At 51.7% G+C, this 14856-nt stretch carries 8 protein-coding genes and 1 tRNA gene; 5 read left to right on the plus strand and 4 right to left on the minus strand.

Features of this window, described 5'->3' with window-relative positions:
* Positions 1-462: 462 nt before the first annotated feature.
* Entirely contained in the window at positions 463-861 is a 399-nt protein-coding gene (locus Pan161_RS04360) for a DUF1353 domain-containing protein (protein ID WP_145224375.1), read from the minus strand.
* Between the two features lie 182 nt (positions 862-1043).
* Here Pan161_RS04360 and Pan161_RS04365 point away from each other — a divergent pair, with 182 nt between their 5' ends.
* The 5 genes from Pan161_RS04365 to Pan161_RS04385 all read left to right on the plus strand — a co-directional run bounded on the left by Pan161_RS04365 (position 1044) and on the right by Pan161_RS04385 (position 7324).
* Entirely contained in the window at positions 1044-1655 is a 612-nt protein-coding gene (locus Pan161_RS04365) for an SOUL family heme-binding protein (RefSeq protein ID WP_145224377.1), read from the plus strand.
* A 48-nt stretch (positions 1656-1703) separates the two neighbouring features.
* Entirely contained in the window at positions 1704-2144 is a 441-nt protein-coding gene (locus tag Pan161_RS04370; protein ID WP_197995688.1) for a hypothetical protein, read from the plus strand.
* A gap of 106 nt (positions 2145-2250) precedes the next feature.
* On the plus strand, positions 2251-3132 hold the full coding sequence (locus tag Pan161_RS04375; RefSeq protein WP_145224379.1) for an alpha/beta hydrolase: 882 nt from the start codon (positions 2251-2253) through the stop codon (positions 3130-3132).
* 135 nt (positions 3133-3267) lie between these two features.
* On the plus strand, positions 3268-4503 hold the full coding sequence (locus Pan161_RS04380; RefSeq protein ID WP_145224381.1) for a carbohydrate porin: 1236 nt from the start codon (positions 3268-3270) through the stop codon (positions 4501-4503).
* A 442-nt stretch (positions 4504-4945) separates the two neighbouring features.
* Positions 4946-7324 carry an ATP-binding protein gene (locus tag Pan161_RS04385; protein ID WP_145224383.1) on the plus strand — a complete coding sequence of 793 codons (2379 nt, stop codon included), beginning with the start codon at positions 4946-4948 and terminating at the stop codon, positions 7322-7324.
* Positions 7325-7515: 191 nt separating this feature from the next.
* Here Pan161_RS04385 and Pan161_RS04390 read toward each other — a convergent pair whose 3' ends face one another.
* The 3 genes from Pan161_RS04390 to Pan161_RS04400 all read right to left on the minus strand — a co-directional run bounded on the left by Pan161_RS04390 (position 7516) and on the right by Pan161_RS04400 (position 14829).
* The gene (locus Pan161_RS04390; protein ID WP_145224386.1) at positions 7516-12675 is read right to left on the minus strand and encodes a PVC-type heme-binding CxxCH protein; all 5160 of its coding nucleotides are present in this window, start codon (positions 12673-12675) and stop codon (positions 7516-7518) included.
* A 210-nt stretch (positions 12676-12885) separates the two neighbouring features.
* On the minus strand, positions 12886-14208 hold the full coding sequence (locus tag Pan161_RS04395) for a DUF1501 domain-containing protein (RefSeq protein WP_145224388.1): 1323 nt from the start codon (positions 14206-14208) through the stop codon (positions 12886-12888).
* A 547-nt stretch (positions 14209-14755) separates the two neighbouring features.
* A tRNA-Arg gene (locus tag Pan161_RS04400) sits at positions 14756-14829 on the minus strand.
* Between the last annotated feature and the right edge of the window lie 27 nt (positions 14830-14856).

The following is a 14856-nucleotide window of genomic DNA, read 5'->3' on the forward strand; positions in this document are numbered from 1 at the left end:
CAAACAGCTCTGGAGACGCTACAGTAAAACTGGACACAGTCTAAAATATGGGGCAATAGGTGTGGCCAAGATCTAATTGTTGTTGCTTGCGATTCATCCACGTTTGTCAGCAGATGGCCATTACCGCGCATCATATCATCGTTACCATTCTATTGCGACCGTGATTTTTGCAGGAATATTCGTGCAAACAACATGCCACGAAATTGTGTTTTCACCAGCGTTTGGAAGACTGTTTCGCAGGCAAATCAAGTGAAACCCCAGTCTCTGGCAACAGAATCGCCAGCAATTGAGCGGGTATGACAAATTGACCATTCCAGTCTGTGTGGGACTAGTGGAGTGTCATTTTTATAATTTGGGTTGATAGATATCACGAGAGTGCGACAACGGAGCACGTAAACAACACCCCCCAACCCTCAATTTGCAGCTTGACAAAGCACTAGACAGCTGGGATGAATCGCGAGTTCACAGCAATCGGCTCTTTTTCCGCGCCCGATCCCAGGCGAATCGTGCCCCCAGTCGGATCAGCAACCACCCCAGCCACGCTTGAAACAGATTGGCATGACACTCACCAGACTGAGCCATCAACCGCCAGATTGTATCCGTTTCGCAGCGCGTGAATTGACCTGTCACATACAACCGGTCATGAATTACCCCCGCCAGATCAACCCGGGCAGAGTCGATCAGAATCTGGCTGAGAAGGGGCAGGGAGCTGAAGTCAGAACTAAAACCTGCGGGAACCATAATCTCTTTGTCACGTACTTTTACTTTAATAGAACGCAATAACCTGCGGCTCCCATCGGGGAGACGCTCTGTCTGCAGGGGACCACTTACCAGTTGCACCGTGCGGCCTGACTCATTCATCTAAAACTGCCCCCCACTCAAGAAATCCTCTGGCAAACGAGTTTCGTTCAAAATTACCAATTGCCAATCGCGCAGATCTGTCTAAAGTCTTTATAGACGGCTCTTTCTGATTTTTGTAGACAAAAAAAGGCAGCACAACTGTGAATAATCAGACTAAAAAGCTCACGCGAAAGAGAAAGTGGATGATCTATCCTGCCATTGCTGCAGTTCTGGTCTTGTTGTTCTATTTCGGCTGGAAGCTTACAGCTCGAAACGCCTACGAATCAGCCCGGTACACAGTCATTGAAACCGATGGCTCCTACCAAATCCGCGAGTATCCTGATTTAATGCTCGTATCAACAGACAGCAAAGCACAGGCTGTAGACCGGGACGGACGATTTATGCGTTTGTTCCGCTATATAGATGGTGCGAATCAGCAGGAGCAGAAAGTCTCCATGACGACTCCTGTATTTATGGATCCCGAAAACAAACCTTCTGACAGGCAGATGTCGTTTGTGATCCCCCAACAGACCGCAGCACAGGGAATACCGGTTCCCACGGGTGAAAACGTCCGCATCCAGCAACGCAAGGGGGGACGATTTGCCGTCTACCGCTTCAGCGGACGAATGAATCAGGCCACCACTGCCAAAGCCGAGCAGAAGCTGCAAGACTGGATGAAACAGAAAGGATTGAGCCAGACAGGCAGCGTCGAATCAGCCGGCTATGATCCCCCCTGGACACCAGGTCCGTTGCGTCGCAACGAAGTTCTGATTCGACTGGTACAACCTGAAAAGACAAATTCGGTCTCTGAATAATCCAGCCAGAGCGTACTAAGGCGTCCTTCACTCGGAGCACCAGATGTCGTGAAAATCCTGTTCCTGCTGCAACTGGTTTCTACTTTCTATATGGTAGGCCTGATCTGGTTCGTACAGATCGTGCATTATCCGCTGTTCGCCCTGGTCGGTCGCGCCCGCTTTACCCGCTACCAGCAGGCTCACCAACTCCGCACAACGTTCGCCGTTGGCCCGATGATGCTGACCGAAGCGGCCACCACCATCGCTATTGTGTACTGGCCTCCCCCCGGCATGGGCTCCGCCTTCACCTGGACCGGCGTCGGTCTGCTGTTTGTCATCTGGTTCTCCACAGCTCTCCTGCAGGTTCCCCGGCATCATGTGCTCGCGTCCCGCTTTTCCCCAAGCCATCTCCGCAGACTGGTAATCTCCAACTGGGTTCGTACTATCGCCTGGACCGCGCGAGGTGTGTTACTGCTGATTTATCTCTTTCAGGTTTTCCCGGATCAGTAAAGATTCGGCGAGTCCAGATGCCCGTCCGGTGTTATTCGCCAGAGCAGGGGATTACAATCGATAGTCCTCTAACCCCGGTCCCGTATGTCAACTGAAAGAGACGTCAATGAGAAATCGCTACTCGCTGAGCCTGTTTCTGCTGCTGTCACTGTTCTCTGTCCCGGAAAGGAGTTTTGCTGTGAATTCTTACCAGCAGATCACTGACATTGAATACGCAACCGCCGACAACCATCGACTCCTGCTTGATCTCTATCTGCCGAAAACCAAACAGCATTCGCCGCTCCTGGTCTGGATTCACGGCGGTGCCTGGCGCGCGGGCTCCAAAGCAAATATGCCACTCATTGAACTGGTACAACACGGCTTCGCCGTCGCCAGCGTCGATTACCGTCTCTCACCCGTCGCGAAGTTCCCAGCCCAGATCCACGATATCAAAGCCGCCATCCGCTTCCTGCGGGGCTCTGCTGAGAAATATGGATACAATGCAGACAAGATCGGCATCCTCGGTTCTTCCGCCGGCGGCCATCTCGTTGCCTTAATGGGTGTCACCAACGACAACCAGCAACTCGAAGGAGATCTCGGCAACTTCGACAATGAATCATCCAGCGTGCAGGCGATCGTCGATTATTTCGGACCGACCAACTTCATGACGATCCTCCCCCAGTCCACGCCGCACGGTTTAAGCGTCCGCATCCCTGCGCTGGAACTCTTACTCGGCGATCGACCGGAAAAAAAAACCGATCTCGCCCGACTCGCCAGCCCGGTCTTCCATGTCGATGAGCAGGACCCGCCTCTGTTAATCATTCACGGCGATCAGGATCCACAGGTTCCCATCAACCAGTCACACGAATTACAAGGCAAATACGAACAGCGTCAGCGCGACGTCACCTTCAAAGTCATTCACGGCGGCGCACATGGCGGCCCGGAATTCTTCGACAAAGAACGCATGCAGCTCGTCGAAAAGTTTCTGCGAAAACACCTTACCCCTTAGAAATCGTCATTCTCAACTCATATTGTCCATTTTGCCAGACTGGACGTCCCTCTCTATTTCTGCCGAAGATAAGAGTACACAACTCTGAATTTTCATACCGTTATCGAAAACGTTGCGCAAACAGGGAGCGTAACTGTGCGGCTTAAGGTCTTCCTTTCATACATGTTCCTGCTGGTGGCGCTCCCTGCCTACCAGTCAGTCGGGCAGGAATGCGCGGTAGAAAATGTCGTAGCAGAGGACGCCTCTATAGGTTGCGTGTCCAAAAGTGAATCAGCAGACACACCAGAACAGATTTTTCTCGATTCTATACTGTATTCAGATGACGGTATCACGTTCCAGCCGGTCTACTATGGTGAAGTTTTCACCAACGCACACGGCGGAATATCAACCAGTAACTCAACACACTATGAAGGACTGCTCGATCTTTCTCTCTCGTTTGACCTCGAAAAGCTCAACGCCCCCATTCCAGGTCAGATCAATGTGCTGTTTCAAAATACACATGGTCGAGGGTTGGAACAGAATGTCGGCGCCACGCAGATCATCAGCAGTATCGACTCACTCAACAACATTACTCAAATGAGCGAACTCTGGTGGGAAGTCGATCTGTACGAAACCGGAATCACCATGCGCATCGGCAGACAGGATCTTAATTCTGAATTTGTCACCATGGATACCGCCAGCGACTTCATTAACTCTGCTTTTGGCCTGTCCCCCTCAGCCGGTCTCCCTTCATTCCCAGCTCCCAGCCCGGCGGTTGTACTCATGAAGGACCTCTCTAATGAAGTGACCGTCAAAGCAGGAATCTGGGATGCCTACCGCAGCAATGAAGTCGGTATTTTTTCCAATAATGGTTCCGCCCTCTTGATCGGCGAATTCGAATATCGCTACTCTACTCCACTCAGGCAACTCCCCGGCATCTTGACTGCAGGCATCACCTATGAAACACCCGGAGAACTCCCCTCCGGTGCTATACCCAGAGCATACGGCTACTATTTCCAGTACGAGCAGATGCTGATTCGTGAAGCAGGCTGTGACACAGACAACCCGCAAGGCCTGTCCGCCTTCGTCCAGCACTTTCCCACCTACAGCAGTGGAAACTCTCCCTTCCCGCTGATACCGCGTGACGCATTGGCCGGCATCACCTATACCGGCCTGATCCGCAATCGCGACGCAGACGTTACCGGTGCCGGTGCAGGCTGGGTCGACCTTGATCAGGGGGGCACCGACCAGGAAGTGATGATCGAAGTCTTCTACAAGGCAATCGTGAATGATAATCTGATCATTCAGCCCGACCTGCAGTACATCACCACCCCTTCTGGCATCTACCCCGACGCCTTCGTCGCCGGCATCCGTTTTCAGTTGGATCTGTGATTTCCCTGGGGCAGACTCTTCTGGCTGCCAAATGACGCCATTCACACAGCTTCGTGTTTAATTATCTTGGCCTCTCTGCTCGCGCGTTTGCGCTGGACGTTCTCATCACGAAAAACAGAGATTCCCCCATTGACCGCGAGAAAGCCTACACATTATCGAGCAGGCGGTAAACTTCAAGAAAGTTCATTAAAACACTAACAGCTGACAGATTGTCGCAGTCGTTCTCTGGGTGCTCCCACGAATAGTGGAAGACAGGCGTTATGTCCTGGACGTGTTTCTTTTATCAATGCCTTATTCAGTGACGACATTACCCCTCAATAATTAGTCGCATCCCCATCCTTAGCACTATTTTTCAAATGGGTTGTTGAATTCTGCAATCGGACTCCATAAACTGTACAAAGTCTGAGATGTGATTGTTACTTTTTTTGACGGAGATCTGTGCGTGACTGACACGGCCCGTATCTCTGCTCACATGCTCAGAGAGGGGCGACGAAGTATCGCGGAAACCATTTGCTTGCATTTGGAGTCCTCGTCTATTGTGAATCAGGGTGTCTCTCCTGTTGAAAGACTTGAACAGTCTGAGACCCACATTCATATTCTCGCTGCCTGTATTGAATTCAAAAGCCCGGTTCTACTGAATGATTATGTACAATGGGTAACCCGGCTTCCCCAATCAGTTTCCCCTTATTTTTGTGAGATCTCTCACTTTCTGGACGAACTGGTCTGCATCGTCGAAGCAGAGTTTCCACAAGAAGCCGCTAGCGTCGTTAAACATTATATAGACACGGCCAGAAAATCGCTTCTCGTAGAATGCCCTCCAGAGCCCCCCGCGCGTGCCAGTCCCCCGCAGGCACAGCTCCAGAGTAATTATCTGGCAGCATTGCTCGACACTCGTCGCCACGATGCACTAAACATGGTGCTGAAAGCCATGGAAGCAGGGGTAGAAATTGAATCAATCTACCTGAATGTCATTCAACCCGCGCAACACGAACTGGGCCGTTTGTGGCAGACGGGACAAATCAGCGTGGCCCAGGAACATTATTGTACCGCCGCAACGCAGTTTGTCATGTCCCAGCTTCAGCCCTGGTTTCTCACAACATCTTCCGCTAACCAGACACTCGTCGCAACCTGTGTGGGCGATGAGTTGCATGAAGTGGGTCTGCGGATCGTCGCTGATCTCTTCGAAGTCAGTGGCTGGAATACCATTTACCTGGGAGCAAACGTACCACCGGAAAGCATTGCGGAGACTCTCGCTTCCAGCAGCGCACAAATACTCGCTATTTCCTGCACGATGACACAGCATTTGTCGGGCATGGCTGATGTCATCCGCATCGTACGTTCCTACCCGGGATGTGAACGGGTGAAGATCCTCGCAGGAGGCTACCCCTTTAATATCGATCCCTATCTCTGGAAACGTATCGGAGCCGACGCTGATGCCCTGGACGGAAAAGCCGCGATACGCGTCGCCAGTCGACTGATCCAACCCCAAAATCAGGCTGACAGACAACCACCTTCGTCTTCAACTCCTCAACAGGTAGAATTCCAGGCTCCTGCCGGACTCCACCAGACGGACGATGATCTCAGCCGTTTGAATAACAGTCTGATCACTCTGCAACGTAAGCTGAATAAAGCGAATGTGGAACTGGCTGCGTTGAATAAGACGAATCAGGAGAAGGCAGAAGCCTTACAGCAGGCCGACCGTCGTAAGGATGAATTCCTTGCCATGCTGGCCCATGAATTGAGAGGTCCACTGGCACCTATGGAACTGGCCATGGGACTGCTGCAGATGGATGATCTCAATCCGTCTCTCATTCGTGAGTCTCGCGAGACCATGCAGCGACAACTTCATCAAATGAAACATCTGATCAATGATTTACTGGATGCATCCCGAATTGCACACGGCAAGATTGAATTAAAAAAAGAAACACTCGACCTGACGAACGTTCTCTATCGTGCCATCGAAACCGTTCATCCACTCATTCGAGAGAAACAGCAGAATTTGAAGCTGCATCTGTCAGACACACCGATCCAGATTGAGGGAGATGAAATTCGGTTAACACAGGTGTTCGCTAACCTGTTGACAAATTCCTCGAAATATACAGACAACGAAGGCACTATCCGGCTTACCACAAAACAGGATAGGGATACTGCCGTAATCGAAGTCTGCGATAATGGATTTGGAATTGATCCCAATTTACTGCAGGACGTCTTTACTACATTCACACAGGAGCAACGCTCGAAATTGCATTCTAATGGAGGGCTCGGCTTAGGACTCAGCCTGGTAAAACAACTGGTCGATCTCCACCAGGGAAGTGTCTCGGCAGATAGTGAAGGCGCGGATCGGGGCTCTACATTCTCCGTCAGACTGCCCGCTCTGGAACTGGAGGAGATCAACACTTTTGTGGAACCCGAGTCAACACCTTCGTCTTCTGAGAACATTCGCTCCCGTCGAGTTCTTATCATAGAGGATATGGTCGGGATTTCCCGTATGCTATCTCTCCTGTTTGATAAACTGGGACACGAGCCGCTGGTGGCTGCCAACGGCGTCACTGCCATCCGAATGTTTCAGGAATATGCGCCGGAAATTGTCATATTGGACCTGATGCTGCCAGACATGAATGGCCTGGAAGTTGCCCGGGAACTACGACGCCTTGATCAAAATAACACAACACTCATCGTTGCTTTAACCGGACATAGTGACGACCTACGCCGTCATCAGGCGCGAGAACACGGTTGTGATGAGTTCTTCGTAAAACCCATCGATATACAGGACCTGCAGGAACTGGCGACGCACCCGAAACTGATGTCAATTAACAGATGACATCAGGCGAATAGAGACGCCCTCTTCAATGCAAGGCATAGACTTCGTCCACAAAGCCTGTAGCAGTACTAACCTTGCTCTGGTATCCTTGTAAATATCATGGAGAAAATGCGTGGCGCGCCAGTGTGATCAGTTACAATCACATTCGCGTCGCCACTTCCATTCGATCACAATTTTAATACGGTTCGCGGTTAATGATGATGATGGAAGGCCGCATCTTTAGCGTTTCCACCTGAGAGCACATACGCGAGCAGATCGAGAATTTCTTCTTTGTCCAGCGTATTAAGCAGGGCAGCCGGCATGATGGAGACAGGAGAGGTACGTTGAAATTCGATCGAACTCTTTAGAACCTTCTGCTCCTTCACCTGGGGTGGCCCCGTTACAATGGTCATTGATGTCTCATCTTCAGTGACAATATTACCGTTGAGACTCCGTCCGTCTTCCAGCAGAAGTAGTACCGTTCTGTACTTTTCCTCAATCTTGCGGGAGGGCTCAAGGATCTCCGACAGAATTGCTTTGGCATCGTTCTTATGCTTCTTCACAACTTCGTCCAGATTGGGACCAATCGAAAGATTCTTGCCAAGAGCGACGCTGTCCTTATTTATTTTGTGACACTGGGCACAGGCAAGTTTAGTGAAAACCTGCTGTCCCCGAGTAAAGTTTCGATGCTGTCCCACCCGTTTCAGGTCTGCTTCCAGATCGGACAGTTTCCATTCTGTAATCTTAGTAACCTGTTCCGGATTTTTCGCGAGAAACTCCTTCAAATCGTTGGTTATGTACATCGTTCCTCGCATCAGCAGGTGATGCCCGGGAAACGAGCAGATGTAAGGATACGCGCCTTCTTGCGTCGGAGCGACGAACTCGATCGTCTCTTCCTGACCATGGTCCACCAGCTTGCTGGCCCACAGAATCTCTTTACTCTCGGGAACAAAGCCGACGGAAAACCCGCTGGCTCCCAGATCAATTGCCGCCAGCCCCACTTCATCGGCTTTCCCGGGATTGACCAGCATAATGTTATGCGGCATATAATCCGGGTTCGCAAACGTCAGTTTCACTTTCTTACCAGGCTTGACGGTCAGTTTTGTCACATCATATCTCATCCGTTCGCGGATCGTCCCAATGCGAATCGTCGTGAGTTCAGGCGTATCACTGAGAATGCCTGACTTCTGTGTCGCCGCTTCTTCCGATTCCGCGATCACCCCACCACGCATCGTACTTTCAACATTGAACCACAAATGCTTCACCGTGTTGGCGGCAATGCGTGCGTGAGGCTCAGGAGACTTTAACAGCACTCCCAGTAATTCCAGATTCCGATCGTTGTGTTGCTGATGCAGCCAGAGTGCTTCCAGCAGATGATGCGCATCTTCTTTTTTATTCGGATCAAATTGCTTAACCCACTCCTTCGTGGCGGTGAGCACGGCGTCTGAATCGCGTTCACTCAGTTCGACTCGGGTACGGTGGCGGATGCCATCGATGGGCGATTTCAAATTGTCGAGCAAGGCGGCAATCGGCTGGCCGTCAATGGCGACCGGTTCCTGCAGAGGACGTCCCTTGGCAGTCATTCGATAAATACGACCATGTTTGTGGTCGCGGTTGGGATCGCGAACATTATGCTGCATGTGACCAATAATCACGTTATGCCAGTCGCAGAAATACAGCGAGCCATCGGGGGCAAAAATTGCATCGGCAGGGCGGAAATTCTTGTCTCCGCTCATCATCAGACCTTTTGATTTGTCCTCCGTTTTGGAGCCGTCTGCATTGACTCTCATCACCGTCAGATCAGCACCGGCAGGTTCACCCCACACGGTTCCATCTTCGCCGTTCCGCGCCAGGTCATAATGCTTGATGCCCAGAAAACCGATCACGTTACAGATCAGGAAGTCACCCTGCATTGACTCCGGGAAGTGAGCACTGCTGACCACTTCGCTGGCTGTCACAGGCCGCACTTCTTTCTTCAACAGCTCGTGCATTTTGAACCCGGCCTTATCCGGTCGAACCTGGTACGCCCGGCCACCAGTACCATCAGTCGCGTAATGATAACCCCAATAATCAAACGAAATGCCGTGCGGGTTGGGAGAATTCACCGCATGCATTGAAATGGTGAATCGTCGCGGGTCGAAACGATACATGGCCGATTCCGCGGCCTGAAGCGAAGGTCCCCAGGGATGCTCGTGGTTATGCACCATAAACACACCACTCTGCCAGTAAATTGCACCATCCGGACCATAGATCAGATTGTTCGCGGCATGATGGGTATCAGAAGAATCGAGGCCCTGCAGCATCACGGTGCGCACATCAGCCACGTCGTCGCCATCAGTATCCTTGAGGAACACAATTTCCGGCGCAGAAGCCACCAGCACGCCCCCATTCCAGAATTCAAAACCCAGTGGATTCTGGATCCGGGCGAACTCGGTCACGCGATCTGCTTTGCCATCGTGGTCATCATCATGCAGAATGATTAACGCATCGTCCATCTCTTTCAGCGGTTCCCACTTGGGATAGGTCGGCCAGACAGCCGCCCACAGGCGCCCCTGGGTATCGAATTGCATTTGTACCGGGTTGACCAGTTCAGGGAATTGTTTTTCATCGGCGAAGAGGCTGACCTCAAACCCGTCAGCCAGAGCCATATGCTCGATGCCTTCCTGCCCACTGATGTAGTTGAGGTTCCCCTCTTTCACGGCACTGGAACTCTTGCTGCCTCCACCCACATTCGAAATCACCTTCACCGGCTGCGGCACATTGCTGTCGTCGACTTTGAAATCCTGACCTTGAGCGACCGCCCAGATTCGGGCATCGCGATTATTCGTCATCACATCCAGCATCGAAAGCTCGTGCTGCAAAACAACGGCATTGGTCTGATCATTCGTAAATGCAAGAATGGAGCGGCCACCCCACACATCGTTGCCATCGCGGGCGCGATAGCGGTTATTCCACTTATAGGCCTTATCCAGTACAGCAGACCGCAGTGGCTCCATCGTTTGCGATGCGCTCACCTGGTGACCAGACAGAGCCGACGCGATAATTTCTCCAAGCTTTTTGTTACCTTCCTCGGTCAGATGTACCCCGTTGATGGTCAAAGGCGTGCTCGACTCTTTAAACATCTGCAGAGAAGGGTGGAACAAGTCAACATACGCGACGCCCGCTTCCCGTGCTGCGGCTGCCGTTGCCTTGGTATAGGCGGCAAGTTGAACGTTGTGCGCCTTGCCGTCAGGCACGTTTTTGTTCCCGGTATCTTCATGTGCAATGGGGCTGAACAAGACAATTCGGGGGAATGATTTTCCGTTCGCCTTGGAACCACGTGTCTTTTTAACAAAGTCCACAAGCTTTCGCTGATACGCGCCCGCCTGCTTTACTCCCTCAAATGATTCATTAAACCCGAAGAATGCGAATACCACGTCCGCCTTCACATGCCGCAGGTATTCAGTGATCGTAGCTGCCCCCTTGCTGCGCGGGAACGAATCCACGCGATCGCCGCTCGCGCTCATATTCCGAAAACGAACCTGTTTCCCTGGCAATTCACTCTGTAACAGCGTTTCCAGCCACCCGTCATGCTGCATCCGGTCGGGCAGTCCATTCCCCAGAATGGCAACGACATCCCCCTGTTGAAATGCAAACGGCAGGGGATCACGATAACCGGTCGGCACATCGGCCAACGTGGGATCCTCGACTTGAGTGGGTGAATCCGAACCGACTGACTTGGAGGTCGACTTATAAGGGACACCGGGCTTGCCGTTGAATGTCAGGTATTCCAGTTTGCCCCGGTTCTTGACATCAATCTCCATGGTAAAGGGAGCCGCCACCTTCGTAACCTGAAACACTTCTTTGCGATCCGCATCAAGTAATGTCAGCGTAAAATTTTCGAGGCGGCCCTCGAATCCCTGACGGTTCCAGATACCAATCTTTTCCACATCGACAGGCTGCCCCAAGTCGACTTCCCACCACGGATTCTTTGTACCCGCGTTGGCGGTATGTGTCTGCCCCCCTTTTCCCCAGTCTGAACTTTTATTGCCATCCAGCGCCTTGGCGGCGACTCCGGACCCCATCGTGCTCGACTGCGAAGCCTTGCCGTTCTTCGCAATATTTTTGCCTCCACTGAATATTTCGACTTCCGCCAGTGTGAGAATACGCTTATTGCCCGGGAGTTCGATCCGCACAAAACGCGCTGGTTTACCTGTCACAAGTGCAGCCGTTGACTTCTGTGATTTTTTGGCCTGTGCCCCGTTTTTCTTTGCCCCGTGCTCGTGACTGTGATTCTTCGCGGGAGCTTTCTTGGGACCCTTCTTTTTTGCTTCAGTTTTTTTCGTGTTGTGATTGGCAGGAATTGGACTTTCGAATCCGGCATATGCATCTGGCTTGATACCGTGAGCGTACGTTCCATTGCCAAACGTATTGGGTTTGAACGGCCCGACGAAGTCAACGTTCGCGTCCGCTTTGATCGCGTTTTCCATACCCAGAGCCCAGAAACACGCGTTGACCAGCATCCGGCGGTAGCCTGCATTCAACAGATCTTCAGGCGTCCCGTAGAGCGTTGTGAAAACGCGGCCCTTCTTTCCGGACGGGGAAGTATAGGTCCGCGTCCATTCCGAGGGCATAGGCGGCTTCGTTTCATCAGCAGGGGAATCCTGTTTCATGCCGTTCAAAGGCTGCGCCATTGTTAACACTTCACCATCAGTGGGTTTGCCGACATAGCCGCCGGCCTGCACCCAGATGTCTTTCACCCCCCGCAGAATCGGGTGATTCTTTTTGTCGTCAACAACTTTGATGCGCGTGCTCTGCTTATGGTTGGTTCCATAGTGCCCCACCCAGGTCTGCCCTAACACCTGATGACCAAAGCCTAACTCGTAGTCTTTATCTTTGCTGTTGTAAGAATATTCCGAAAAGGGAGCAGTCTCAGGCATGTTGAATGCGTGCGTCGCGGTCCGCATTCCCACCACCGGGCCACCCCGTTTGAGGTAATCGACGAAATACTGCATCTGTTCCTTGGGGAAATTCTGAAACCGCAAAAACACAACCGCGAGATCCGCAGTCTTGAGTGCTTTGAGTCCCGGCATGTTCGAGTTTCCCGCCACGATTTCGCCAGTTTCCGGATCGATATTAAACAGAACTGTGCACTTGAAACCATGGTGCTTAGCCAGAATGCGTGCCAGTTCCGGCAGCGATTCCTCAGACCGGTACTCATGATCGCCTGCCAGAAAAACGATGTGTTTTCCTTTTCCAGGCCCTTCAGTCCCTTCATAAACCAGCGGCGCCGCACTGGCAAAGCTGGTCACACAGAGCGTCAGACACAGAGCAACGGTCCAGCAGGCGGTTTTCAGGGAAGAGTCTGCAATGGTGAGCAAAAAATGTTTCATTGTTCGAGCGTAATCCGTATAAAAGTGCGACAGAGGATCGGGGTGCGAAATTTGATTGATATTCCCAGTTTAATTATAAACAGAACCAGAAGCCAGTGTTCTGCTGCTCAACGGGGGGTAAAAAGCAGACCATCCCGCAACGCATAAATGCTATTGAGCGCAGAAAAGGTCGTTGTCTTAGAGATCAGATGGCCCCGATGACCCCCTGTTTCAGGTCAATTCGGTAATCAACTCCCGGCGTTCAAGAATATACCGGGGCCTACCACTATGATCCAGAAACGTAGTGGCAGGGTCGATGCCCAGATGGCGATACAGCATCGCCAGCACATTTTCGGGACGATAGGGGGCGTCGACCGGTGTACCACCTTGATCATCAGAAGAACCAATCACCTGACCGGTTTTGATTCCGCCCCCCGCCAGAGCAACGCTCATTACGCGTCCCCAATGGTCGCGGCCGGCAGTCTTATTGAATTTTGGAGTGCGTCCAAATTCTCCCATGGCCACCACCATCACCTTTTTGTCGAGACCTCGTTCATGAAGGTCTTCAACCAGTGCAGCAAACGCACGGTCATAAGGGATGCCCTTTTCCCGCATACGTTTGACCAGATCCCGATGATCGTCCCAACTCGGGCCGGTCACGCGCACGGAAGCCACGGTCACACCATGTTCCACCAATCGACGGGCGAGCAAGATGTTTTGACCAAACGAGGTCCTGCCATAGCGATCACGCGTTTTCTCATCCTCCTGAGAGAGATCGAACGCTTTGCGTGCCGTGTCACCTGACACCATCTCAAAGGCTTCTTGAGTGTATTGATCGAGCGCATCACCGACACCGTTGTTGTCAATAATTCTGCGAGTGGCATCGAAGCTGGCCAGCAAAGCCTGACGGTCCTGCATCCGCGCTGCAGTCAGACCGCCTAATAGAGTAAGGTTGGGAACCGCAAAGTTTTTTTCATCCGCATCGCGTGCGGTGATGAAAGGATTATAGCCTTTACCCAACCAGGCCGCACGACCAAAACGCATATCGCGTGGCAATGAGACATACGCCGGAATTCCCTCTGTATTACTGCCGCGCACTTTGGATGTAATACATCCGATACTCGGCATTTCATTTTCTCTGTTCTGGCGATCGCGCAGGTAATAACCGGTTTGCGTCAGATGGCTGCTCGTGCCATGGCTGCCTGAATCGTGATGAATGGAACGGATAATTGCCATTTTATCCAGTACCCGTGCCTGTTCTTTCATGAACTCACTGAACTGCACTCCAGGAACGGCCGTGCTGATCGGATTGAGGGGCCCCCGATACTCAGAAGGGGCATTCGGTTTGGGATCATAAGTCTCATGCTGAGCCGGCCCCCCCGCCAGTTCCAGAAAGATGATCGCCGTATCCTGCTTTGAATGTCCCCGTTTTGCAGTGTCTGCCTTCAGGCGAAGAATGTCGGGAAGAGAAAGCCCTATCAAGCCGGTCAAACCAGCTTTCACAACAGATCGTCGTGAGATGCCATCGCAAAATTCTGCAATTTGTCGAGACATTCCTGCTCCTTTGCCTGGTGAGTGTGGCGGGATAAACTGTGTCCAGTTTTACTGTAGTGTCTCCAAGGCCATTTGGACCGAGTATCATAGACTGAGAGACGCGATGGTTAAATGTGATGCGATCTAGATACGGAGTTAGCAATCATTGCCGGTAGGGGAGGACAATTACACATCTATGAATGTCAATATATCAAAACCGGCACCACCCATCAACACTTGTCAATATATCTAGGCAGGATTCACAAAATTTACTATCCATATGCGCATGGAATCATGACAAGCCCCCAGAAATTTTGCATCACCCAGGTAGGAGTCGTCCCACGAGTTGATCCGCCTTGCGACGCTCCCAACGTTTCAGACCATAATGAAGCCAAAACAGATCCGCACGGCACAGTAGAAATACGCCAGGCTATCCGCCGATAGACCAGGACGAGATCTACAAAGAAATCTTCGAGCGGTGGAAATTTCAAGAAGCACCAGGGACATAGCGACAGCGGGAACTGAAACAACAGAAACCCGCAAAGAACTACAAGAAAGTAGTTAAAATTACGCCCGGGTGGATTCGAACCACCGACCTACGGATTAGAAGTCCGTTGCTCTATCCAGCTGAGCTACGGGCGCTTAGGTTTCCTGATAGACCCCGTTCCT

This window comes from Gimesia algae (genome assembly GCF_007746795.1).
GTDB classification, from domain to species: Bacteria; Planctomycetota; Planctomycetia; order Planctomycetales; family Planctomycetaceae; genus Gimesia; species Gimesia algae.

Coding starts and splice junctions, on each gene's coding strand:
- Pan161_RS04360 (WP_145224375.1), bottom strand. CDS start 861: ATGAATGAGTCAGGCCGCACGGTGCAACTGGTAAGTGGTCCCCTGCAG.
- Pan161_RS04395 (WP_145224388.1), bottom strand. CDS start 14,208: ATGTCTCGACAAATTGCAGAATTTTGCGATGGCATCTCACGACGATCT.
- Pan161_RS04375 (WP_145224379.1), top strand. CDS start 2,251: ATGAGAAATCGCTACTCGCTGAGCCTGTTTCTGCTGCTGTCACTGTTC.
- Pan161_RS04390 (WP_145224386.1), bottom strand. CDS start 12,675: ATGAAACATTTTTTGCTCACCATTGCAGACTCTTCCCTGAAAACCGCC.
- Pan161_RS04365 (WP_145224377.1), top strand. CDS start 1,044: ATGATCTATCCTGCCATTGCTGCAGTTCTGGTCTTGTTGTTCTATTTC.